The 22,574-nt window shown below is 60.7% G+C and carries 20 protein-coding genes and 1 pseudogene; 11 read left to right on the top strand and 10 right to left on the bottom strand.

Going from position 1 to position 22,574, the window contains the following annotated elements; all coding sequences use genetic code 11:
- Positions 1-185: 185 nt before the first annotated feature.
- The 8 genes from RWL87_RS04695 to RWL87_RS04660 all read left to right on the top strand — a co-directional run bounded on the left by RWL87_RS04695 (position 186) and on the right by RWL87_RS04660 (position 7,169).
- A complete protein-coding gene (locus tag RWL87_RS04695; protein ID WP_313969075.1) occupies positions 186-908 on the top strand; it encodes a DUF6318 family protein in 723 nt (240 codons plus the stop codon).
- A 528-nt stretch (positions 909-1,436) separates the two neighbouring features.
- On the top strand, positions 1,437-2,099 hold the full coding sequence (locus RWL87_RS04690; RefSeq protein WP_313969074.1) for a hypothetical protein: 663 nt from the start codon (positions 1,437-1,439) through the stop codon (positions 2,097-2,099).
- 186 nt (positions 2,100-2,285) lie between these two features.
- Positions 2,286-2,993, top strand: a complete 708-nt coding sequence (locus tag RWL87_RS04685; RefSeq protein ID WP_313969073.1) for a DUF6318 family protein — start codon at positions 2,286-2,288, stop codon at positions 2,991-2,993.
- 48 nt (positions 2,994-3,041) lie between these two features.
- The gene (locus tag RWL87_RS04680) at positions 3,042-3,776 is read left to right on the top strand and encodes a DUF6318 family protein (RefSeq protein WP_313969072.1); all 735 of its coding nucleotides are present in this window, start codon (positions 3,042-3,044) and stop codon (positions 3,774-3,776) included.
- 178 nt (positions 3,777-3,954) lie between these two features.
- Positions 3,955-4,455, top strand: a complete 501-nt coding sequence (ybaK, locus tag RWL87_RS04675) for a Cys-tRNA(Pro) deacylase (protein ID WP_005506356.1) — start codon at positions 3,955-3,957, stop codon at positions 4,453-4,455.
- A 74-nt stretch (positions 4,456-4,529) separates the two neighbouring features.
- Positions 4,530-4,979, top strand: coding sequence for a peptide-methionine (R)-S-oxide reductase MsrB (msrB, locus tag RWL87_RS04670; protein WP_313969076.1), 450 nt, complete (start codon positions 4,530-4,532; stop codon positions 4,977-4,979).
- Positions 4,980-5,204: 225 nt separating this feature from the next.
- Positions 5,205-6,470, top strand: coding sequence for an HRDC domain-containing protein (locus RWL87_RS04665; RefSeq protein ID WP_313969071.1), 1,266 nt, complete (start codon positions 5,205-5,207; stop codon positions 6,468-6,470).
- 174 nt (positions 6,471-6,644) lie between these two features.
- On the top strand, positions 6,645-7,169 hold the full coding sequence (locus tag RWL87_RS04660; RefSeq protein WP_313969070.1) for a Rieske (2Fe-2S) protein: 525 nt from the start codon (positions 6,645-6,647) through the stop codon (positions 7,167-7,169).
- 154 nt (positions 7,170-7,323) lie between these two features.
- On the opposite strand, the gene dxs is transcribed toward RWL87_RS04660, so the two are convergent.
- From dxs to RWL87_RS04645, 3 genes are all read right to left on the bottom strand, one after another.
- Positions 7,324-9,396, bottom strand: a complete 2,073-nt coding sequence (dxs, locus tag RWL87_RS04655) for a 1-deoxy-D-xylulose-5-phosphate synthase (protein WP_313969069.1) — start codon at positions 9,394-9,396, stop codon at positions 7,324-7,326.
- A 216-nt stretch (positions 9,397-9,612) separates the two neighbouring features.
- Positions 9,613-11,250 carry a TRAM domain-containing protein gene (locus tag RWL87_RS04650; RefSeq protein ID WP_313969068.1) on the bottom strand — a complete coding sequence of 546 codons (1,638 nt, stop codon included), beginning with the start codon at positions 11,248-11,250 and terminating at the stop codon, positions 9,613-9,615.
- A 218-nt stretch (positions 11,251-11,468) separates the two neighbouring features.
- Complete coding sequence (locus tag RWL87_RS04645; protein ID WP_313969067.1) at positions 11,469-13,610, bottom strand: APC family permease; 2,142 nt, start codon at positions 13,608-13,610, stop codon at positions 11,469-11,471.
- A gap of 193 nt (positions 13,611-13,803) precedes the next feature.
- Between RWL87_RS04645 and RWL87_RS04640 the strand changes: the two are divergent.
- Together RWL87_RS04640 and RWL87_RS04635 are read left to right on the top strand one after the other, a co-directional pair.
- A pseudogene (locus RWL87_RS04640) lies at positions 13,804-14,469 on the top strand (potassium channel family protein); the annotation flags it as partial.
- Positions 14,470-14,694: 225 nt separating this feature from the next.
- Entirely contained in the window at positions 14,695-15,348 is a 654-nt protein-coding gene (locus tag RWL87_RS04635; protein WP_070593496.1) for a TrkA family potassium uptake protein, read from the top strand.
- A gap of 101 nt (positions 15,349-15,449) precedes the next feature.
- Here RWL87_RS04635 and RWL87_RS04630 read toward each other — a convergent pair whose 3' ends face one another.
- From RWL87_RS04630 to RWL87_RS04610, 5 genes are all read right to left on the bottom strand, one after another.
- Positions 15,450-16,235 (bottom strand): DUF3159 domain-containing protein, encoded by a 786-nt coding sequence (locus RWL87_RS04630; RefSeq protein ID WP_313969065.1) that lies wholly within the window; start codon positions 16,233-16,235, stop codon positions 15,450-15,452.
- Entirely contained in the window at positions 16,225-16,764 is a 540-nt protein-coding gene (locus RWL87_RS04625; protein ID WP_049340596.1) for a hypothetical protein, read from the bottom strand. Before RWL87_RS04625 ends, RWL87_RS04630 begins: the two co-directional genes overlap by 11 nt.
- Complete coding sequence (locus RWL87_RS04620) at positions 16,764-17,555, bottom strand: DUF3710 domain-containing protein (protein WP_313969064.1); 792 nt, start codon at positions 17,553-17,555, stop codon at positions 16,764-16,766. Before RWL87_RS04620 ends, RWL87_RS04625 begins: the two co-directional genes overlap by 1 nt.
- A 77-nt stretch (positions 17,556-17,632) precedes the next feature.
- Positions 17,633-18,079, bottom strand: coding sequence for a dUTP diphosphatase (dut, locus tag RWL87_RS04615; RefSeq protein WP_044142235.1), 447 nt, complete (start codon positions 18,077-18,079; stop codon positions 17,633-17,635).
- A gap of 260 nt (positions 18,080-18,339) precedes the next feature.
- On the bottom strand, positions 18,340-18,639 hold the full coding sequence (locus RWL87_RS04610; protein ID WP_005506382.1) for a DUF4193 domain-containing protein: 300 nt from the start codon (positions 18,637-18,639) through the stop codon (positions 18,340-18,342).
- A gap of 326 nt (positions 18,640-18,965) precedes the next feature.
- Between RWL87_RS04610 and sepH the strand changes: the two genes are divergently transcribed.
- Complete coding sequence (gene sepH, locus RWL87_RS04605) at positions 18,966-20,150, top strand: septation protein SepH (protein ID WP_313969063.1); 1,185 nt, start codon at positions 18,966-18,968, stop codon at positions 20,148-20,150.
- A gap of 145 nt (positions 20,151-20,295) precedes the next feature.
- Here the strand turns inward: sepH and RWL87_RS04600 are convergent, their stop codons facing one another.
- Positions 20,296-21,576: an alkaline phosphatase family protein gene (locus RWL87_RS04600; protein ID WP_313969062.1), complete on the bottom strand. Its 1,281-nt coding sequence runs from the start codon at positions 21,574-21,576 to the stop codon at positions 20,296-20,298.
- Positions 21,577-21,678: 102 nt separating this feature from the next.
- The gene (locus tag RWL87_RS04595) at positions 21,679-22,272 is read right to left on the bottom strand and encodes a DUF5998 family protein (protein WP_005506389.1); all 594 of its coding nucleotides are present in this window, start codon (positions 22,270-22,272) and stop codon (positions 21,679-21,681) included.
- Positions 22,273-22,574 lie beyond the last annotated feature (302 nt).

Genomic DNA, 22,574 nt, shown 5'->3' with positions numbered 1-22,574 from the left:
CAAAAGAATGCAAACGACGGCAAACATGCGGTAGGGTGGTAACTGTAGTGTTCCATAGCGCATTGATGCGCTTGATGGGCGCGCTACGGGGCTATTTTTCTTCCGGCAGTCAGTTTGACCTGTGAATAACGGCCCGACTAGTAACTAAACAACACACCGTCACCGACGATAGGAGCGTATCTTCTATGGATTCGACCATCTTTAATCGCCGTACCCTGCTGGGTAGCGGCGCACTTGTGGGCATTGGTGCCCTGCTTGCGGCCTGTGGCCAGCAGGCAAATAACGAGGCGGCAGCCACCGCATCCGCGGTGCCTAGCGAGACCGCCTCGGCTTCGGCGTCTACCGCGGCATCTGATACTGCTTCTGCATCAGCTACTCCGAGCCCGCGAGTCACTCGCGGATATTCAGGTAACTCCAAAGCCCCGGATGGTGAGTACCGTAAAGCCGATGAGTACGGCCCAGCTCAGAATGTTCCCAAGCCTCGCAATGAGCCCGTTCAGTACCCCGAGACGGAAGAAGGCCTCTACCGCATGATGAAGGACTGGGTTGTTGCGCACAACTACGCGATTCAGACCGGTGACTGCTCCTACGCTTTCAAATATGTAACGGAAGATGCAGAAGAATATGAGTTCTACCTGTATATTCAGGGTCTTTACCAGCGCGGAGGATGGGCTGTTGACGGATTGGATAGCTACCAGCCAGAAGGCCCGCTTATCTACGATGAGGCAAAGAAAATGTACCGTATGATGCATCGTCGCTTCTGGGGCACTGTTATGTACGTGGAGTCTGATGGTCACCTCATAATGCAGGCTAATACTGAGCATAGTGACGATAATTTCTATTTCTTTTTTATCTATTCTGATGGCTATTGGAAAATTGCCGGCAGCAAGGCAAAAGAGGAAATGTAAAGTAAAATGAATCTAATTTATTACCCGCGAATCTTTATTTGCATTATATTGGCAACAACTTTTTCGCTAATAGGTAATTCATCTGCCTTGAGCGCAGAATGCACAACTAAAGATTCTAATGGGCATTGCGTACGGGTACCTAGTCAACCACGACAGCGTCAGGGTGGCTCTGATCCGCGTGACAAAGAAAAACGCTCCGATTTGCCATCAAATAATGATGATTCTGCAAAATCAAGAGCTGGGATCTACCATAATTGGATTGATGAAATACATCAAACCCACAGCGTCAACAAAGACAGTGGTGGCGTTGATTACTATGCGCCGCTTGATGGAAATAATACATGCTATACGGAAGATTATCGTCCTGGAAAACAAGAATACTCGGAATATGCGCTAGAAGATGGAATGGCTGTGCAGACGGTAAAAAGAGGGGGCGGGTTTGAACTGTCAAAGTTCTGCAAACCTAATGATGCTAAAACCTTCACTTCTAATGACCCGGCCCAACCCAAAGGTCCCACTATTGAAGAAATGCTCCAAGAAGTTGAGGACCAATTCGCTAAAACCGATATCCAGGCTCCTGTGTTGAAGCAGTCCTACAACCTTGGCACCGGCCAGGGTAACGACAACCCCAACGTCTATAAGAACCAGGCCGTCAACTTCTATGTCGATGCCCCCACCGCACGATGGGAAGGCGACCTCATGATTGGACATGTGGAGATGGAGTCCTACCCCACGCAGATGACCATCCAGTATGGCAATGGTGACGAGGGTAGCTTCTACACCATGGGCAAGCCGGTCAGCAGGGCACGTGGTGAAGAGTCACGCAAGACCGCGACCAGTTATGCGTATAAGCGATCGGGCAACTTCCACGCCTACGCAACGGTGTCATACTCTGGTCGTTTCCGTGTGAACGGCGGCGACTGGCATGCACTGGACGTCGTGCTGACGAAGGATACTGTTGACCCGTTGCTGATTCGTGTCTGGTGGACCGACGTTGGCCGCGTAGCCGGTGACTGCAGCTACGACGATACTCGCTGGGGCTGCAAGAATGATCCCACAATGGGCAAGAAGGACAACCCGAACCCGCGCCTACGCAAGGCTGATATTCGTACCGGTCAGCGCTGGCACCTGAACGATAACGGTGACAGGGATACGGAGTATTCGCTGCACCGTGACTGGCCCGATATGTAAGGCATCTCCCTGCCGTGGGTCTTACGCTGAGAAGCCACATGTTCGCCGAGAAGCCACTTTGTTTGTGGCTTTTCGAAAGGCATGTGGCTTCTCGGCTATCGGGTTCTTCCCTGTAGCTGGTTGGTCTTCCGGTTTCTAACCAGCACACCTATTCACACACCACACAGATATGAGGAATACGTTTTCATGACTTCCGTTATTTTGACCCGCCGCGCGATATTGGGCAGCGGCGCATTTGTGGGCGTTAGTGCCCTACTCGCAGCCTGCGGCCAGCAGGCTACTAACGAGGGGAACGCTTCGGCCTCAACCACCCCGCGGACTGAGACCACCTCTGCATCTGCGGCAGCTACCGATTCTCCCTCCGCAACCCCGTCTACTGTCCGCGGCTACTCGGGCGGGTCCAAGGCATCCGACGGTGAGTACCGCAAAGCAGACAAATATGGTCCTGCTCAGAATGTTCCAAAACCTAGCCTCCCCGAAGAAGGCTACAACGAAAAATCTGTAGAAGGACTACGCAAAACATTTGAGGCATGGGTCCAGTGGGGAAACTATGGTATCCAAACTGGCGATTATGCAAAGGCACGAGAATTCATCTCGCCTAGTTTCAGCTCCGAATTAGAAGCCTACGAAAGCATCGAAAAACTATATACACGCGGCGGATGGGTTATCGACGGTATCGAAAAATTTACAGCTGATGGGTCGCCTTGGTCCGAAGACAGCGAAACATATTTCTGGAAAATGTACCGCAACTGGAATCAGGAAATCCACGTTGAACCAGACGGTAAATGGACTGCTTGGGATAACGAGGATAAAACTAACGACACTCTCAAAGTCAAAATGAAACATGACGGCCAAAAGTGGTCAATTCTAGACTTCGAAGAATTGAACGTCTAAGCAGTATTCACCTTTCACACACCACACCGATATAAGGAATAGAATTCCATGACTTCCGTTTTTCTTACCCGCCGTGCAATGCTGAGCGGCGGTACCCTTCTGGGTCTTAGTACCCTGCTCGCTGCCTGCGGTCAGCAAGCTGCCACTGAGGCGAGCGCACCTGTTTCTGCAGCGCCGGGTGAGACCGCAACTGCTGCGGCTTCTGAAGTTGCCTCTGAATCAACTACCCCTAGCCCGGTCATTACCCGCGGCTACTCGGGCGGCTCGAAGGCGCCCGACGGTGAGTACCGCAAGGCAGACGAGTACGGTCCGGCGCAGAACGTTCCTCTCCCCAAGGCTAAGCCGCAACAGTACCCTGAGACCTTCGCTGGTCTCCGCGAGATGATGCGCGACTGGATCAAGGCACGCAACTACGGCATTCAGACGGGCGATATGCAATACGTGAGGCCGTACATGCTGGATACCTTCAAAAGCGATATCGAATTCCTCAACTCCATCGAAAAGCTTTACAAAGAAGGCGGCTGGGTTATCGAAGGAACCTCGGAATACCAGGCTGAAAGCGACCTGATGTATGACGGAGAAGCCAAAGAATATTGGGTTCTCACCCGGCGCCTATGGACTTACGGACTGTACATTCATCCGAATGGAAAAATGCGTAAACGAACCAATACCGGAAATGAAAACGAAACTTTCATGTTCCGTTACCGATACAAGGATGGTTACTGGTATTTGTCTGAGTACCGCTCTAATGAAGAGCTCCGCAAGCAAGGAATCATTCAGTAAGCTTTTCATGCGGACGGCTAGTCTTCCGGATTCTAAACACCCCCTATTCACGCACCACACCGATATAAGGGATACGTTTCCATGACTTCCAACCTTCTGCCTCGCCGCGCAATGCTGAGCGGCGGAACGTTCCAGCTCGCTCTCCCATGGCACTTAGCGTCTTCCGTAAAATGGTTGTATGGCTAAGAAAACTAAAGGTAAGAAGAGCGGCGCAGCAACCGCCGCCGTAGCACTGCTGACCGAGACGAACACCCCCTTCCAGATGCGCGAATACGAGCACGTTGAAGGCGTCACCTCCTTCGGTGAAGAGGCCGCGAAGAACCTCGGCGCCTCCGAGGAGCAGGTATTCAAGACCCTGCTGATCGTGCACGAGAAGGATTTCGCCGTCGCAATCGTGCCCGTGTCTGGCAAGCTGAACATTAAGGCTGCCGCTGCGGCTCTGGGCTGGAAGAGCGCCTCCATGTGCGACCCGAAGGTCGCTGAGCGCCGCACCGGCTACGTGGTCGGCGGTATTTCTCCGCTGGGCCAGAAGACCCCCTCCCCCACCCTGCTCGATGAGTCCGCGCAGCTTTTTGACACGATCATGGTCTCTGGCGGTAAGCGTGGTCTGGATGTTGAGCTCGCCCCGGACGACCTGCTGAAGCTCACCAACGGCAAGTACGCTGACATCCGCGCTTAGTCCGCGCGTAGCGGGAATAACCCGCCCGGCCGCGGCGTTGTATTAAAGCGAAGAATTCAACTGAAGGAGTCATGATGGGCAATTCGCTACCCGGCGTGGGTGCTATCGCCAAGAACTGGCGTGAAGTGCTCAAGCCTGAAGAGTACGCTGTTCTGCGTGAGGGCGGCACCGAGCGCGCGTTCACCGGCGAGTACTGGAACACCCACACTGAGGGTGTGTATTCGTGTCGTGCCTGCGGTACGGAGCTGTTCCGTTCCGATCAGAAGTTCGATTCGCATTGTGGTTGGCCGTCGTTTTTCGCGCCGCTGGCTGAGGACCGTGTGCGCTACCTGGAGGACACGTCCTTCGGTATGCGCCGTGTGGAGGTGCGTTGCGCCGCCTGCGATTCGCATCTGGGTCACGTGTTTGAGGGTGAGGGTTACCCGACTCCCACGGATTTGCGGTATTGCATTAATTCGGTGTGCCTGACGCTGACCCCGGCTACTGAGGCGGCAGCCGGTGATACCTCAGCTGACGAGGCGTAAGCCACCGAATAAACCCCGGCAAGACCCCCATCGGGCACGCCGGTGAACCCCTTATTGTGAGTCTCTCTAAATTCGAGGCTTTAAGCTCGGGCGGGTAGAATGGCGTAGTGCCTTCGCGGGCACGCCACCCCGCCCGGGCTCGTGTTTGTTCGGGCGCACGCCTACCCGGGCATCTGACGCATCGTATGGGCGCGTCGAATCAGACAGAGGAAAAGGATTGAGTGCATGAGTACCGCAGCTGAACAGAATGCCGCAGGCACCCCTCAGCTGACCCTTAACGGTATCGAAGTTCCGGACGTTGTTCCTCTGGAGACCCCTTCCGCACCGATTCCGACCCTTATCAATACGGAGAGTGGTCTGCGTCGTGCCGCTGAGCAGTTGGCGGCGGCGTCCGGCCCGGTGGCTGTTGATACGGAGCGCGCCCAGGGCATCCGCTACGGTTCGCGTGCTTTTTTGGTGCAACTCAAGCGTGAGGATCAGCTGTACCTGATTGATCCTGAGGCGTTTAAGGATTTGCGCATTATTAACGATGCTCTGGCGGATGCTGAGTGGGTTATTCACGCCGCGATTCAGGACTTCCCGAGCCTTGACATGCTCGGTATGCGCCCGAACCGTCTGTTTGATACGGAGCTTGGTGCGCGTCTTGCCGGTCTGGAGCGCGTGAACCTGGGTGCGACCGTTGAGGAGCTGCTCGGCTACAAGCTGGCGAAGAAGCACTCGAAGGAAGACTGGTCGCGCCGCCCCCTGCCGGAGTCCTGGCTGAACTATGCGCTGCTGGACGTTGACGTGCTCATTGATTTGCGTGACGCGTTGGAGGAGCTGCTCCGCAAGCAGGGTAAGTTGCAGTACGCCCTGGAGGAGTTCGAGTACCTGTGTAAGTCCCCGGTGAAGGATCCTACGGATCAGCCGGAGCGTTGGCGTAAGACGAAGGGCCGCACGATGCTGCGTTCGGTCAAGCAGCTGACGGCGTTGCGTAACCTGTGGCTTGAGCGTGATTCGCTGGCGCGTAAGAAGGACGTTGACGCGAAGCGTCTGCTGCCCGATTCTGCGATTGTGGAGGCGGCACGCACCATGCCGCGTAACGTGCCCGCCATCATGGCGATTCCCGGTTTTCAGACGCGCGGCCTGCGCCGTGAGGGTCCGCGCTGGGTGCGTGCGATTGCCGCGGCGGCGCGCGGTGAGAACGCTGTACCGTTCACGTTGCCGTCGACTGCCCCGCCGCCTTTGAAGGCGTGGGAGTCCAAGCGCCCCGAGAACTTGGCGCTGTTCACCGAGGTTCGTCAGGCAATCGATGAGCTCTCGGAGGAGCTGACCATTCCGGCGCAGAACCTGATCACGACCGATTATGTTCGCCGCCTCTGTTGGGAGCCGCCAGCTCGTTTCGACGAGCAGACCCTGCGGGATGCGCTCGCCGAGTACGGTGCGCGCCCCTGGCAGACGGGTCTGGTTGCCCCGGTGATTGCGCCGATTTTTGCCCGCCACCTGGGGTAACTTTCACTAACGCTGAATAGACGTGTGTGCCGGTTGGGTGCGTTGCTGATGCGACCGCCCAACCGGCATTTTGTTCTATTCGCGGGGTCAGGCGGGAACAAAGCTTAGCCTGCTCTCATTCGATTTTTATCCCAAACGGGCATAGGGTGGAGAGAGTACACGAAAGGACCCACCATGCCCGCACCCAACGGATGCAGCCGTTCTCAGGAGGCGTGCGCCTCCCCCGCTGCTGAATCTGCAACCGTCGACACCGCAGTCGATACCGCAGAAACTGAATCTTCTGCACGCGTCTTCTCCCGCCGCGCAACCCTCGTCACCGGTGCCGTTGCATCCGGTGCGTTGCTTGCCTCCTGCGCTGAAGGCGGTTCGCAGGTCACCGCGCCCGAAGGCACCGTTGAGGTGGGTTCTGCCTCCGCAGTGGGCGTGGGTAAGGCGGCACGTCTGACGCACGGATCCACGACCGTGATCGTGTCCCAGCCGTCCGCGGGTGAGTACAAGGCGTTCAGCACCGTCTGCACTCACCAGGGCTGCCAGGTGCAGGTGCAGGATTCCAACCGCATCGTGTGTCCCTGCCACGGCTCCGAGTACGCCGTAGCTGACGGTTCGGTCGTGCACGGCCCCGCGGAGGAGGCGCTGACCAGCTACCCGGTGCAGGTGAAGGGCGGCAAGATTTTCGTTAGCGGCACCGGTAACTCCTAAAACCGGCGGCTCAGAAGCTACCTACAGCAAGACCTCCATACAGCAGAATCTACGTACAGCAAAGCTCCGCCCATCCGAATCGATGGGCGGGGCTTCTTGCTGTCTATAACCGCTACTGAGGCAAGCTCTAGCGGGCACGTATCAGGTACGACCGCTAGCGGGTGTGGCGCGGTTTCTGGCCCTCTTCACGAGCGAACGGAACCTTATCGCCAGCCAGCTGCGCACGCAGATCCGCGATAATGGTTTCCGCGGTCAGGCCGACCTCTTCCAGGATCTCTTCACGAGAAGCGTGGGGAATGAACTCCGCAGGAAGACCCAGCTCGCTCAGCGCGGTATCTACGCCTGCCGCACGCATTTCCTGGCGGATGCGCGAACCCACACCGCCGGAACGCACGCCGTCCTCAATGGTCACCACAATGCGGTGGTCACGCGCCAGTTCCACGACCGAAGGCGGCACCGGCATCACCCAGCGCGGGTCAACCACGGTCGACTGGATACCCTCGGCGGCAAGCACCTTGGAGGCTTCCAGCGCCACGCGAGCCATAGCGCCCACGGCAACGAACAGCACGTCACGCTGGCCGGTCTCCGGGTGAGGCTCACCGGTGCGGGCGAGCACATCCACGCCGTCGCTGCGGCGCTCCAGGGCGGGAATATCCTCGCCCACAGAACCCTTCGGGTAACGAATCACGGTCGGTGCATCGTTAATAGCTACAGCCTCACGCAGTTCTTCGCGCAGGGTCGCACCATCACGCGGGGCCGCCAGGTGCAGACCGGGAATGAACTGCAGCATCGCCAAATCCCACATGCCGTGGTGGCTCGCACCGTCCGGGCCGGTAATACCGGAGCGGTCCAGCACCACGGTCACGCCCGCCTTGTGCAGGGCAACATCCATAAGCAGCTGGTCAAAGCCGCGGTTCAGGAAGGTTGCGTAGAGGGCAACCACCGGGTGCATGCCGCCGTACGCCAGGCCGGCGCTCATTGCCACGGCGTGCTGCTCAGCGATACCCACGTCAATAACGCGCTCGGGGTGGCGCTTCTGGAATTCGCGCAGACCCACGGGAATGAGCATCGCGCCGGTAATGCCGACGACGTTCTCCTGCTCGTCGGCAATATCCGCAATTTCGCTACCAAAGACGCCGGTCCATGACTCGGAGGTGCTGGTCGAAACGTCCTCACCGGTCAGCGGGTCAATCTGGCCCACCGCGTGGAACTGGTCGTCTTCGTTCGCGCGGGCGGGTGCGTAGCCGTGGCCCTTCTCGGTAATGGCGTGCACAATCACCGGGCCGGCGTAGTTCTTCGCCGCGGTCAGTGCGTTCTCCACAGCCTGCTGGTCGTGGCCGTCAATGGGGCCCACGTACTTCATGCCCAGGTCTTCAAAAATGCCCTTGGGTACGACGACGTCCTTAATGCCCGCCTTCATGCCGTGCAGGCCGCGGTACACCATCTGACCAACCGGGCCGCCGCGCTGCAGACCGATGCGCACCGCATCCAGGGCGTGGTCATAGCGGTGGTCGAGGCGCACGCGATCCACCTGCTGCTGCACACCGTGCTTCAGCTCAGAAAGCTGGTTCGCGAAACCGCCAATAGTCGGCGCGTAGGAGCGGCCGTTATCGTTGACCACAATCACGACCTTGCGGGTGCGGTCGGCAGCAATATTGTTCACAGCCTCCCACGCCATGCCGCCGGTCAGCGCGCCGTCACCAATGAGAACCACGGTGTAGCGGTCATCTTCACCGTTGAGCTTATGCGCGCGAGAAATACCGTCAGCCCACGAAATCGAGCTGGAGGCGTGCGAAGACGCAATAATGTCGTGCTCAGACTCGCCGCGATCCGGGTAACCCGACAGGCCGCCCTTCTGACGCAGAGTCTTAAACGCGTGACGGCCGGTCACCAGCTTATGCACATAGGACTGGTGACCGGTGTCGAAAAGAATGTTGTCCTTGGGAGATTCGAAGACACGGTGAATGCCGAGGGTCAGCTCCACAACGCCCAGGTTCGGACCCAGGTGACCGCCGGTCGCCGACACGTTCGTCACGATGAACTGGCGAATCTCCTTAGAGAGCTCCTCCAGCTGCTCGTAGCTGAGGTTCTGCAAATCCGCCGGGGACTGAATACCCGGGAGCAACTTAGCAGTGGCACCGTCGCCAATGCTGTAGTCGGCGGTGGGTGCGCCACCGGCGGCGCTATTCGGGGTCTCCTCCTGCGGCAATGCGTTTTCAGCGGACATACACCCACACTCCTCAAGGTTGGGGCACGGCTCATTCCGTGCGTTGGTTCTTCAATGATTCTACCGTTTACGGTGCCAAAAAGCAGATTTATGCGCCCGCAGAGCAAGACGCACCGGGTTGAGTGAAAACGGTCTGAAATAACCCCTAGTGGGCTGGCTGGTGAACAGTCCAGCCAGCCCAACACGGTGGTTATCTACTTACGGCTAGTTGCTACGCTACTTGGTGCGGCGGCGGCGCGGACGAGGCTTCGCCGGGGCACGCTCAAACAGCGCCACAGACTCCACATGATGCGTATTCGGGTACATATCAAACGCCCGAAGCTGCACCATATCCCAACCCAACTCACGCAAAATACCGGTGTCACGGCCCAGGGATGCCGGGTCGCACGCCACGTACAGAATGCGCTTAGGGTCCAGCGCATCCAGGCGTTCCAGGGTGGTGCGGTTCGCGCCCTCACGGGACGGGTCAAGGACCACCGCATCAATAGCGGGGATTTCACCAAATTCAAGGGCGGTCTTCAAATCGACCAGGTGGCGCGCCACGTCGCCGCGAATCACCTCGATGCGGGTGTTCGCCGAGTTCTCGGTGCGGGAGCAACCATCCGGCGCGAAGTTCGAACGCGCATCTTTATGGGTCACCGGGGAGCCCTCAATGCTGACCACGGTACCCGTTGAGCCCACGGCGTCCGCGAGCGCGGCGGTGAACAGGCCCGCGCCGGCGTACAGGTCGAGGGTGCATTCGCCTTCCTGCGGGCGGAGCATGGTGAGCATGGTTCCGACCATGGTGGAGGGGGCGGCGCGGTGAATCTGCCAGAAGCCGCCGGCGGACACCTGGTAGCTGAAGCGTCGGGAGCCGAAGGTGACTTCTTCGGTGACGGAACGCAGGCCCGCGCCGAGCAGCTGGTCGCCTTCGGGTACGCGGCGGTAGGGGCTGTGCGAGGAGCCGGGGCGGCCGCGCTTGGGCTTGCCGTTGGAGGTGGACTGCGGGGTGAAGAACAGCGAAATCTTGCGCTTAGCGAGCAGACCCCAAGCGTCGGATGCCTGCTGTTCGATGTCCTTGGCGACCTCTTCGATGGAGAAGCGCGGGTCGACGATGAACTGCAGTAGGACCCTGCCGCGGGAGGAGACGGTTGCCTCGACTTCGCGTACACCGCGCAGGTTCAGCTTCTCAAGCTCTAGGTTGCGCAGTTCGGGGGCTGCGAGGGGGAAGTCGATGACCGGTACGGGCTGGGAGGCGCGGTAGGGGTGCATGCCGACGCGCCAGGTGACGGCGGGGTTCTTCTTGCCGCCGTTCTTCTCTTCGCTATCGTGCGCGCGGACCTTGGTCACGGTGTAGCGCACGCGGGTACGCCAGGACAGGCCCTCGTTGTTATCGCGCAGGGGCAACTCTTCAACCATGAGGTTGGTCAGCAACGGCGATTCGAGGGGCAGGCCGCCCAGGCGGTTGATTTGGGTGCGAACAATATCGGTCTTGTAGCGTCGCTGCTCAGCGAGGCTGATGTGGCCGTACTCCATGCCGCCGAGCAGTTCGGGTACGCCGGTGGCGGCGGCGCGTTCCTCTTCGGTGGCGAGCGCATCCGCCTGAATCCAGGGGTGGGGGCGGCGCGCCAGGGAGGGTACGGGTACGGAGATGACATCCGCGAAGTAGAAGCGACGCTTGGGGCCGATTGCGGTGATGCGCACTTCAGCCTGTTCGCCGACGATGCCGTGACGCACAAAGATAACGCCCTGTTCGGTGCGCGCTACGAAGGCGCCGCCGTGCGCGGGTGCCTCACAGGTAACGGTGAGGGTCTGCCCGACGCTGTATCCGTCTACGTTGTTGGAGGCGGCAGGCGTGGTAGCAGGGTGAGTCACAGCATTGTCTCCTAAAGAATCACTTAATGTGAATTATTTTACACCGGTTTGTACCTTTACTCCGATTCCGACGCCCCACAAGGGGCACCGAATAGGGAGTAAAGGGCAAAGTCCAGGCGCTATGTGGGGGTGCTCAAGCACATCACAGGCCAATGACCGGGCTGGGCAATTAATGTGGGCGCAGGGCAATTATGCTGAGCGCCAGGCAAACGTTACGGCTAGCGCTTCTTCTCACGCGCCACGGCATCCGCCTCGTGCAGGCGACCGCGGTACACGGCGTGGCGGTTACTCTGGATTAGCTCGCGGCCACCACCGGCAGAGCGGGTCACGTTCGGGGCGACTGCCGCCGTAGAACCGTCAGCCTCTGCGGTCGAATCGTTGGTAGTTTCTTTACCCTGCAGGCGCTGATCAAAAATCTCGTCGTACACTTCGTCCTCATGCATCGCCCAGGGCACGGTCGCGGTCATCACGCCCGGTTCGTGCAACAGCGCCTGCTTGAGGCGGCGCACCGTGCGGCGGTGCAGAAGACGCTGCCACCAGTGCTCCACCACGAACTCCGGCAGGTACACCACCAAAATATCGCGGGGCGACTTCTTGCGGCGGCGGCGAATATACGAGACGACCGCCTCCACGGTGTCACGGTACGGCGAATCAATCACAGACAGAGGCACCGGAATACCGAGGGCATACCAGCGCTTCTTCACGACTTCCAGGGCTGCGCGGTCGTTGTTGACCGTCAGCGCCTCAATCGTGGAGGGGCGACCGGCACGCGCATAGGACAGGGCGCGAACCGCCGGGCGGCGCACACGCTCCACGTACACGATGGCGTGCACACGCGAAGGCAGGGCCGCCACATCCGCAACGGATTCAGCGTTCAGGGGGATGTCCAGGGCGGCATCCACCGCATCGTAGTGGCGGCGAGTCACAACCATACCTCCAACCATCAGGGCAATCATTCCAAGAGAAAGCCACGCACCGGCGGCGAACTTCGTCACCACGACGATGACCAGCACCGCGGCGGTCACCATCACGCCCACCGCAGAGACCGCAATATCGCGCAGCAGGGCGCGGCGCGGCATCTGCGCCAGGGTAATACGCAGCAGACGCATGCGGTAGCGCACCACCGCCAGCTGCACCAGCACCATCGACAGGCACATGCCCACGATGTACAGCTGAATCAGCGAGTACACGTCCGAGTTGAAAACCGTGGTGAGGAAAATCGAAATCGCCGACAGCGCCAGCACACCGTTCGCGTACAGGCCGCGCGAATCCACGCTGCGGAAGAACACCGGCAGGTACTGGTAATCAGCCAGTGACGAAGCAATCACCGGGAAGCCCGTAAACGCGGTCAGCGAGGCAATAATCAGCACGCCCACAGTGGCAAAAACCAGCAGCTGCGCGAAGAACGGCACACCCTGATAAATCGCCAACGCCACCTGGTACAGTGCAGGCTTCTGGTGGAAGTACTCCCCCGGCGTGTGCCCGTCAATGAACAAGAAACGGGTCGTATCGTGCACCATGTGAACGCGGGTTGCCGCCGCAAAACCGAGCAGGCTCACCAACAGCACCGAGGTAATCAGGCCCATCAGCATCATGGTGATTGCCGCATTATATTTCTTCGGGCGGCGGAAATACCTCACCGAATTAGAAATCGTAGAAACACCCGAGAACGCCACCAAACCGGCAGAGAAAGAACGCGCCAGAAGCAGCATCAGCGCCAGACCCTCCAGCGAGTGGGTCTCGAGCTCGGGGGCAATCACATAGGTCGCCGACTCAGCCAGCGGCAGGGTACCCGTCGCGGCACGAATCCAACCCACGATGAGGGTCGCTCCCAACAGTGCCAAGAACACGTACAGCGGCCAGTACGCAATCTTGCCCAGCAGCTGCACGCCACGTAGCGCAAACAACGTCAGCGCAACAATGAGCAACACCGCAATGTGCGTGCGCCAATCCTGAATCTGCGGATACAATGCCACCAAAAACGAGGACGCCGAAGACATCGACACCGCCACCGTGAGCGTATAGTCCATCAGCGACGAAGCACCCATCACAATCGACGGCAACGCACCCAGCTTGCGGTGCACCAGCTGAATATCGCCCTCAGAAGCAATCTGATTAATGTTGTAGCGGTACGTGCCAATCACCAGCAGACCCACCATCGCCACGCCCAAACCAATCCAGGGCGAAAAAGCGAGCGCAGACGCACCCGCCGCAGCAAGGGTCAAAATCATCTGGTCGGCGGCGTAGGCGACCGAAGAGATGCCGTCGGCACCGAAAAGAGGCAGGGCGTAGCGCTTCGGCAGCGCGACTGCCGAAAGATTTCGCGTGCTGACCGGCTGACCAGTCAGGGCGATGCGCATCCTATCCCAACGATTCCTCACGCTGTTAAGGCTATCGGTCGCGGCTTCAAAGCTCAATTTTATTCAGCCGAATAGTGGGCATTGCGAGCGGAATATCACGGGGCATCGGCGCGGAGGCTCACCCGCCCATTACACTGGTAGAGGTAGGCGGTCACGCCTTATCAGCACAAATCATCAACACTCGGAGGGTTGTATGCCTCACTTCGTCATTATGGGTGCCGGACGCGTGGGCGTCATGCTGGCGCGCACTCTGGAAGCTTCGGGGCATACGGTCGCCGTCATTGACCAGGACGAACGCGCTTTCCAGCCGCTGCGTAAGGGCTTTGAGGGCCGCCTGGTCACCGGTGTTGGCTTCGATGAGGACACCCTCAAGCGTGCCGGCATTACCGAGGCGTACGCTTTTGCCGCTGTCTCTTCGGGCGATAACTCAAACATTATTGCCGCCCGCGTCGCCCGCGAAATGTTCAAGGTCAAGAACGTTGTGGCGCGTGTGTACGACCCGAACCGTGCCGAGTTCTTCCAGCGTATGGGTATTCCCACGGTGGCTTCGGTGCGTTGGTCCACCGACCAGGTGCTGCGCCGCCTGCTGCCCGAGCAGGCGCTCAAGGGCGACTTCCGCGAACCCTCGGGTCGCCTCATGCTCACCGAAATTCCGCTTGACGACGGCTGGGCTGGCCACGCGCTGACCAGCATCGAACGTGCCGCCGGGGTGCGCATCGCCTACATCACCCGCTTTGGTGAGGGCATGCTCCCCCGCCCCGATTCCGCCTACCAGCAGGGCGATAGCGTGCACGTGATGATGCGCACCGACGACGTCGCGGACGTAACCCGCATTCTTTCCCGCCCGCCGCGTGTTGAAGATGAAGAAATGGAAGCGGACTACGCCCCTGCATCCGGTCACCGCAAGCATCCCCACGTTCCGAAGAAACCCGCCGAATCCGGCGTGACGATTACCCCCGAGCAGGAGCACAACGAAACCCCCGTTGTCGAGCACGAATTCCATCTCGGTGACACTCCCCCGGAGCTACCCGACCCCCTCGAACTCATCGGCCACCATCGTGACTCCTCGAAAGGTGAGAAGTAAGTGAAGGTCCTCATTGTTGGTGCCGGCTCCGTGGGTGCCTCCATCGCTAAAGAACTCATGATGAACGGCCACGACGTGACCATCATCGACTCCAAGCCCGAAGCCAAGAAGCGCGCCGACCTGCCCGGCGTGCGCTGGCATATCGGTGACGCCTGCGAGCTGTCCGTACTGCGCCAGGTACACCCGAACAAGGCGGACGTGGTCGTTGCCGCAACCGGTGACGACAAGGCAAACCTGATGGTGTCCCTACTGGTGCGTAGTGAGTTCGGTGTGCCGCGCACCGTGGCGCGCGTGAACAACCCGCGTAACGAATGGCTCTTCGATGACTCCTGGGGCGTGGACGTTGCCGTGTCCACCCCGCGCCTGATGACCGCCCTCGTCGAGGAAGCCGTGGAAGTCGGCGACGTGGTGCGCCTGCTGACCCTGCAGGCTGGCGGCGCGACCCTCGCCGAGTACACCGTGCCCGACGACCACCCCGTCATCGGTTACCGCGTGGACCACGTGCAGTGGCCCGTCGATACGGTGCTCACCGCCATTCTGCGTGACGGCGCCCCGATCCCGCCCAGTGCCGACGTGGCGATCGAGGGCGGCGACGAGCTGTTCTTCATCACGACCATTGCCGGTGAGGATCAGATTCGCGCGCTGTTCGCGTAAGCGTTTATACGTAAGTTTTTGAGGAGGCGAAAGCCCCGGTTACGGGTACCGGGGCTTTCGCGTACCTTCTACGAAGTTCTTCTACGTATGAAGTTGTGGGGTTAGCGGCTTTCTGAACCGTCAACTTCGGCAGTGTCGGCAGTTTCGTCAGCCTCTGGGTCCTCGCTCACCGGTGCCTCCTCGGGAGCCGACACACGCCACGCCAGCCACACACCCAAAGCGTACAGCGGCAGGCCCATCACCAGGCGGGTGGCGCCCAGCGCCTCCACATTATTGGCAAAGTACAGGGGCACCTGCACGGCAAGGCGCAGCATCATCAGCACGGTAATAATCCAGGTGGCCAGCATGTACTGGCGCAGGCGCACCGGGTTCTGACGCCAGCTCAACGCCTCGCCACGAATGACCGCGAAAATCAGACCCATCAGCGGCCAACGCACCAGCATCGACAGCAGGTACGCCAGAATGTACACGCCGTTCGTCCAGAAGCCGACCACAAAGTAGTCGCTCGCATTACCGGTACGGTACGCGGCAAACGCACAAATTGCCACGCCCACCAGACCGGTCAGCGCGCTCACCAGCTTAGAGCCCTGCACCAGACGAATCAGCGTGAACACGCCCGCCGCAGCCAGCGCCGCAATCAGGGACAGGTTCAGTTCCTTCGTCACGGTGAACAGCACCAGGAACGCCACCGCCGGTAGAGAAGACTCCACCAGGCCGCGCCAGCCGCCGATAGCGTGCAGAATATCCACATCACCGTTAGCGGTGCGGCGCATATTCGCCCCCATGGAGGCGCTCAGGCTCTGCGCGAACTGGTTCCCCTCCCGCGCAGAATCAGCTGCGGGGTTAGCGTTCGGGTCGGGCTGGGTCGAAGACTGCTCAGCGCTCATATTTTCCCTTCTCAGCAAAGAATTGCGGCACAATCTCATAGCGCGGGTTGTAAATCACCGGCTGATGCGCCCTCACCGACACCACACCGGAACAGCGCAACAGCGCACCGGCAAGCACGCCGGGCACCATCCGCTGCCCCTGCCACTTCAGCAGAATCCGGTCCCCCGGATTGAACGGCGCATAGGGCGGGAACGACACCTCGTGCTGATCCTGCACCGCTACGGTCGCCAAAGACGCCGTGTTCAGGTGGTGCTGCTTCTCGGAATCCTCGGACTCCTCGTCGAAATCCTCACCGGGCGGCTCCACAATAGGCATGCCAATCAGCGCCAGCGGGCTCGACCACTGCAGTGGCTTCGACTTCGCTACCACCAGCTCAGCACGGTACATCGGCTTATCCTGCAGTGCAGGCAGCCACACCTGCTCCACGCGTCCGGCAAGGCGTACGCGAAAGCGCTCGGGGTACCCGGGAGCAAGGATCTGCTCCTCCGGCACCGCGAGCGCACTCGGGTAGTTCGAGAACTCAGGCATTAGCCAATCTCGGTAATCTCAGGGCCGCGGCGAGGCATCGGGCGCAGCTTGCTGTGCTCGTTCTCGGTCTCTTCTTCCACGGCGGGCTCTTCCTCAGCCACAACCAGGTCGGCGGGCAGAGTCATGGGCAGCAGTTCGCGCGGCGGGCGCGGGTCGTCGCCGCGGTCCACCACGACGGTGCGGAAAACTTCCTCCACGGATGCGGCAGCCTTGTCGTCACCGAGCACAGCCGCACCGGAGATGACGCCGCGCAGGAACCAGCGGGGGCCGTCCACACCCACGAAGCGGGCGATGCGCTCGCCGGGCTGACCGTCCGGGGTGAAAGCGGGCAGGCGGGTCAGCATCTCGGCACCGAATACGCCGGCGTAGATTTCGACGTTGCCGCCCTGGGATTTGACGGACTCGGTCAGGTCGTGACGGATGTCGTCCCAGATGCCGGTCGTGCGCGGTGCGGCGAATGCCTGCACCTGCAGGGTTGCGCCGTCGCGGGTGATGGTTGCGGCGATGACGGCACCGGTTGCGTCGTCGGTTTCGAGGCGCAGGTTCATGCCGTCGAGCAGCTTGATGCGCAGCGCACCCAGGTCGACGTAGTCTTCGAGGTCTTCGGCGGTGACTTCTTCAATGTCGTGCGGGCCGTTGACGCGGTCGTACTTAATGACCTCGGGAGAGTTCTCCTCTTCCTTCAGCTCCTCAACCTCGACGTTGGTCTCTTCGACCTCTTCGGCGACAGCCTTGTCGATGGCGGCCTTTTCAGCCTCCTCGGCGTGCTTCTTCTTACCAAATCCGAACATGGTATTCCTACTTTCACCGCACGCAGGGTGCGGGGGTTTCTTCTCTTCTCTCGTGCGGTTTTCGCGGTGAGAGCAGACTAGTGGATTCCGCTGGAGCCGAAGCCGCTGGAGCCGCGTTCGGTCTGTTCCAGCTCATCCACCACGGTAAAGGTTGCGTGCTCGTACTTCTGAATGACCAGCTGGGCGATGCGGTCGCCGCGCTGCACGTGGAAAGACTTGGTCTTGTCAGTGTTGAGCAGGGTGACCATCAGCTCACCGCGGTAGCCGGAATCAACGGTGCCGGGTGCGTTCACAATGGTGATGCCGTTCTTGGTTGCCAGGCCGGAGCGCGGGTGCACCAGACCAACGTACCCTTCGGGCAGGGCGATTGCCACGCCGGTGGGGACCAGGGCGCGTTCGCCCGGCTCCAGCTCGAAGTCGATGCGGGAGCGCAGGTCAGCGCCGGCGTCGCCGGGCTTTGCGTAGGCGGGTGCGGGCAGCTCGGGGTCGAGCAGCTTAATGTGGACGTTTACGGGGGTCATCATGGTCAATACTCTAACCTTTCGCGGGTGTCTGTGCCATCACCTCGCGCTGTGTTGAGGCACCTCGCGCTGTGTTGAGGCTCTACTGCGGGGTGTTTTCGTTGCGTGTTCGCGTTCAGCGCGTGCCGCGGTGTGCCGTGTTGGGTGCGACGCGGCGCTGTTCTTGCGTGCGCGGCTTTCACATACTCAACGGGGCGGGTGCACTCGGCACTCGCCCCGTCATGAGGTGTATGTCGGGTGGGTGTTAGCCCTTCCCTAAAGTTTTAGCCCTCGCACTCGATGCAGTAGGACAGGCCGCCCTCTTCGCGTGCGATCTGCGAGCGGTGGCGCACCAGGAAGCAAGATGCGCAGGTGAACTCGTCGTCCTGAGCGGGCAGAACAACAACGTTCAGCTCTTCGTTGGACAGGTCAGCACCGGGCAGCTCGAAGCTCTCAGCTGCGCTGTTCTCGTCTTCGTCCACCGCACCGGACTGCATCTCGGAACGGCGGGCGTTCAGCTCCTCGTAGGACTCTTCGTTCTGCTCTTCGTCCTGCTTGCGAGGTGCATCGTAATCAGTTGCCAAACTTTCACGCTCCGTTGGTTCTGTGGCTGTGTGTTGAACTGGGCCACGCTGGTTTAATGAGTGCTCTAGGTGCCGCTGGTGGGGATTTAACCCCGACGGCATGCCAGGTATTGTTCACCATTGGCACCCTATTTGTCTAATCCTGGGTAGGCTTTGGACTGTTTTGGCGTCACATTCTAGCTTTTTCGGTGCGAAAAGTACATCTTTTTTTGGTGAAAATCCCGCCTCCGCTACTGATTTACCGCGCTTTCACGGTACCCTGGTAGGTAGTTTGCGTTCCGTGCAACACATTCACGAACGCGTCCGGTTCACCTATGGAGGTTCTCATGCTTGAACTGCGTCTGATTGGCGTTCACGATGACGGCGAAAATCTGGTGCTTGAGTCTGCTGACGGCACCCGTTTCTTGCTGCCGATTGACGCGAACCTGCGCACGAGCATCACCAAGGCTCGCCGTATTCAGCCCGCCCGCGGTCTGGGCGCTAAGGGCACCTACGGTCCGCGCGATATTCAGACCCGTTTCCGTCAGGGTGCCTCCGTTGAGGAAATCGCTGAAGAATCCGGTTGGGAGCCGGAGCGCGTGCGCCGCTACGAGTGGCCGATCGTTGCTGAGCGTGCGCACATTATTCGTGCCGCTCAGAGCGTGAAGATTGGCCGCCGCAGCTCCGCTTCGGGTACCGCACAGATCCCGGTGACCCTGAGCACCCGCATTGAGGAAGTCTCCGAGCGTTACGGTTTTGAGGAGGCAACCCAGGACTGGACTACCCGCCAGCAGGAGAACGGCCAGTGGCGCGTTGAGCTTGATATTGCGCTGAAGGATTCGGTGCGTCAGAACCTGCCCGCGCAGGTCGTCTTCCCCGCACGTTGGGTGTACAACCCGGCGAACCAGGGCCTGTACGCGTCGAATGAGGCGGCGTACTTCCTGATGGGCAATAGTGAGGACGCTGTTGCCGCCGCCGCGAAGAAGGCTCCCGTGGAGGTTCCTCCCGCCCGCTTGCCGAAGGCACCCGAGCCCGCACCGGCACCCCTTACTTCTTCTGAGAGTGCTGATGAGCGTAAGCTCAAGGAGCTCCTGGAGCGTGCCCGCTCCGTGCGCCCCGCACAGGTTGAGGAGCCCGAGGTGTTCGTGCACCGCGAGTCCGCACAGCCCGCCGAAGCACCCGAAGCTGCTGCACCTGTAGCTACTGTACCGGCAGAGGCGCCGAAGGCTGAGGCCCCCGTAGCGCCCGTTGCAGAGCCTGCGGCACCCACCGCACCCGCCGCCGAGGCTGCATCTGCTCGCGGCCCGCTGACCGGCGCACCCGCCGCACACACCCCCGCGGCGCATCCGGCACCGGAAGACTACAGCGATCACGCATCCGCCGAAGAGCCTGCTGAGGCACCGGCTGAGTCCGCAGAAGAAGCTCAGGCACCTGCCGAAACTCCCGCAGCGGAGAAGCCCAAGTCTTCCTCGAAGAAGCAGCGCGTGAGCGTTCCCGCTTGGGATGACATCATCTTCGGCGGCCGCAAGTAAGCGACCGCCCTCGCGCCGCCCGATAGGGGCATCGAGACGAGAGCATCTAGACATACGAAAACCGCTGGTTATTCACCCGAATAACCAGCGGTTTTCGTTTGTCCTCTAGCATTTTAGAAGGCTGAAGTTTTAGAAGTCTGGGGCTTTAGAAGGTCTTGAGCATGCGCAACGGCACCAGGCGCTCGGCGTCGGTGAGCGAGCCGTGCTGACCAACCATGTGCAGGGCACGCTCCTGGTAGTGGCGCATATCGTACAGCGCCCAGTCGTCGCGAGCGCACACCATCAGGTCGCCAATGCGGGCGCGCGCCGCATCCGTAATGACCGGGCCGAAGTAGCCGGCACGCATCAGTTCGCGAGAGTCAATCACCCAGGCGCGCTCGCCCCAGTACTGCGCCCAACGCTGAGCGGTGGCGGTGCGTGCCGCCTCCGAGGTGTCGTCCAGGTACAGGTGCACGGCGCGCGGCTCACCGGCGGTCATCGCGATATTGCGGGTCAGCTCCTCCACGCCGGAGTAGTCGATGCGCTGGTGTTCGGGCACGTTCACCATGCCGTGATCGGCGGTCACGAAGAGTGCCGCCCACGCCGGGGCACGCTCCGCCAGACGCTTCAGTGCCGAGTTCAGTTCCTCCAGCTGCTGCAACCATTCGTCGCTGCCCACGCCGTAGCGGTGGCCCGCCGCGTCAATCTCGCCCCAGTACAGGTACACGGTGGTCGGGGTGCGGCTGGAGAGCGCCTCCAGGGCGTAGGTGACGCGCGCGTTATAGCCTGCAGCGTCCACAAAGTCGCCGCCGCGCAGCGCCGCCTCCGTCAGACCCGTGCCGCGGTACTTACCCAGCGAAATGGTCAGCACGCGGCGGTTCGTATGGTGGCGTTCCAGCACGGTCGGCAGCGGCTGCCAGGCGTGCGGGTCCACCGTTTGATCCCAGCCGGACAGGTGGTTCATGACCGAGCCCGCTCCCCCGTTACCAGCCGGGTTGCGCACCTCGTAGCCGGCAATGCCGTGCGCGCCAGGTGCCGTGCCGGTACCCAACGAGGTCAGGGATGCGGCGGTCGTGGTGGGGAACGCGGCGTCCAGTGGTCCCAGGTTCAGGGTCTTACGCAGGGCGGGCGCGTAGCCGCCGTAGCTGTTGATGAGCTGCTCGCCCAGACCGTCCACCATGACCACGCAGGCGTGGCGGAAAGACGCCGGGTCAACGTCATGCTCCGCGAGGCGACCGGCAAGGTTCAGCGGGTCGGCCACAGAGTTGAACGCCGGGTCGGAATCCAGGGTGTGCGCGGGGCGCGCCAGGCTTCGCTGAGCCACCAGAGAGGAGGCGGACTCCAGCACATCGGCGATGCTATTGCTGCCGTAGGCGGGCGCGGGAGGCAACGGCATGCCCAGAACATCGTGCAGGGTGGGCTGTTCGGTGCGGGACGGGGCCGTCATAGGTTCCTCTCGGGTGTGTTTCAGGGTGTGGCGAGTGCTAATCGCGAGCGCCGTCGGGGGTGCAGGCGCGGGATGCCGGTGCTTATCGGCAAGCGCCGGTGGTTATCGGCGGGTTGCATACATGCGGGCACGGTGCAGGGCACGCGCAAAATGCTGCGCACGCTGAACCGACTCCGGGCCGTCAGCGGTCGCAGAAACACGCACCGCAATGTCCTCGCGGCGCGCATCGCCGGTGAAGCCGTGGTCGGCGTTGCACTGCGGATCCTGGCAGCCGGCGGGAGCCAACTCCATGTGCAGGGAGCCGGTCCACGCGATCTGGAAGGAAATCTCGGTCGGTGCGGTGCTACCGGCGTTGTACGCCTGCGGCTGGCTGAAACCGTAGCTGATGGTGACCGCGTTCAGGGCGCTCAGGTGCACCGCCTCCACGCTCACATGCGCCACGGTACCCTGCGCATCACCCTCAAGGTGCTGGTCGTCCAGGTGCGCAAAGATGACGTGCTCGCCGCAGAGCACCATCACGGTAATGTGGCGGTGAAAATCATCGCGCGAGAAGTGGGTTTCATGCTGTACGAAGTGCGCGTCTGGGTTCATGCCTGCCAGCGCGTCATCCACCACTTCCAGCACGAGGTCGGGGTAGAAACCGGCATGCTTAATATCTGCGACCAGTTGCTCGCGTTCGGGGGTGGTGGCGTACATCGTACCTCTTTCGTGCGGTGCCCTCAGGAGGCGACGTCGGTCGGCGCGCACCGTGAAGGCGGTTAGGTATTACTCCCCTCTACCTTAGAGGGTTCCAGCCGGGCTATGCTACTTGACCACGCTAATACAGGCGCATATGACACGGTACATGACGCGGCCCGCTCCCCCGATGCGCTCTGTACCGTTGCCCGCAGCACCCCATGCAGTGCCTGCCGAACTCGGCACAGGGCGGTGACCAGCCAACCCGATTCATACGCTCCCACCCGCTAAAATAGGAGGAGCGAAAACACACCGACACGAGG

This window comes from uncultured Rothia sp., from assembly GCF_963555405.1.
In the GTDB taxonomy this organism is placed as follows: Bacteria; Actinomycetota; Actinomycetes; order Actinomycetales; family Micrococcaceae; genus Rothia.
This window is presented reverse-complemented; position numbering and strand designations above follow the sequence as displayed.

What these genes read in the sequence shown, in the direction of transcription:
- RWL87_RS04695 (WP_313969075.1), top strand. Translation starts at nt 186, where the DNA reads ATGGATTCGACCATCTTTAATCGCCGTACCCTGCTGGGTAGCGGCGCA.
- RWL87_RS04690 (WP_313969074.1), top strand. Translation starts at nt 1,437, where the DNA reads ATGCTCCAAGAAGTTGAGGACCAATTCGCTAAAACCGATATCCAGGCT.
- RWL87_RS04685 (WP_313969073.1), top strand. Translation starts at nt 2,286, where the DNA reads ATGACTTCCGTTATTTTGACCCGCCGCGCGATATTGGGCAGCGGCGCA.
- RWL87_RS04680 (WP_313969072.1), top strand. Translation starts at nt 3,042, where the DNA reads ATGACTTCCGTTTTTCTTACCCGCCGTGCAATGCTGAGCGGCGGTACC.
- ybaK (WP_005506356.1), top strand. Translation starts at nt 3,955, where the DNA reads ATGGCTAAGAAAACTAAAGGTAAGAAGAGCGGCGCAGCAACCGCCGCC.
- msrB (WP_313969076.1), top strand. Translation starts at nt 4,530, where the DNA reads ATGGGCAATTCGCTACCCGGCGTGGGTGCTATCGCCAAGAACTGGCGT.
- RWL87_RS04665 (WP_313969071.1), top strand. Translation starts at nt 5,205, where the DNA reads ATGAGTACCGCAGCTGAACAGAATGCCGCAGGCACCCCTCAGCTGACC.
- RWL87_RS04660 (WP_313969070.1), top strand. Translation starts at nt 6,645, where the DNA reads ATGCCCGCACCCAACGGATGCAGCCGTTCTCAGGAGGCGTGCGCCTCC.
- dxs (WP_313969069.1), bottom strand. Translation starts at nt 9,396, where the DNA reads ATGTCCGCTGAAAACGCATTGCCGCAGGAGGAGACCCCGAATAGCGCC.
- RWL87_RS04645 (WP_313969067.1), bottom strand. Translation starts at nt 13,610, where the DNA reads ATGCGCATCGCCCTGACTGGTCAGCCGGTCAGCACGCGAAATCTTTCG.
- RWL87_RS04630 (WP_313969065.1), bottom strand. Translation starts at nt 16,235, where the DNA reads ATGAGCGCTGAGCAGTCTTCGACCCAGCCCGACCCGAACGCTAACCCC.
- RWL87_RS04625 (WP_049340596.1), bottom strand. Translation starts at nt 16,764, where the DNA reads ATGCCTGAGTTCTCGAACTACCCGAGTGCGCTCGCGGTGCCGGAGGAG.
- RWL87_RS04620 (WP_313969064.1), bottom strand. Translation starts at nt 17,555, where the DNA reads ATGTTCGGATTTGGTAAGAAGAAGCACGCCGAGGAGGCTGAAAAGGCC.
- dut (WP_044142235.1), bottom strand. Translation starts at nt 18,079, where the DNA reads ATGATGACCCCCGTAAACGTCCACATTAAGCTGCTCGACCCCGAGCTG.
- sepH (WP_313969063.1), top strand. Translation starts at nt 18,966, where the DNA reads ATGCTTGAACTGCGTCTGATTGGCGTTCACGATGACGGCGAAAATCTG.
- RWL87_RS04600 (WP_313969062.1), bottom strand. Translation starts at nt 21,576, where the DNA reads ATGACGGCCCCGTCCCGCACCGAACAGCCCACCCTGCACGATGTTCTG.
- RWL87_RS04595 (WP_005506389.1), bottom strand. Translation starts at nt 22,272, where the DNA reads ATGTACGCCACCACCCCCGAACGCGAGCAACTGGTCGCAGATATTAAG.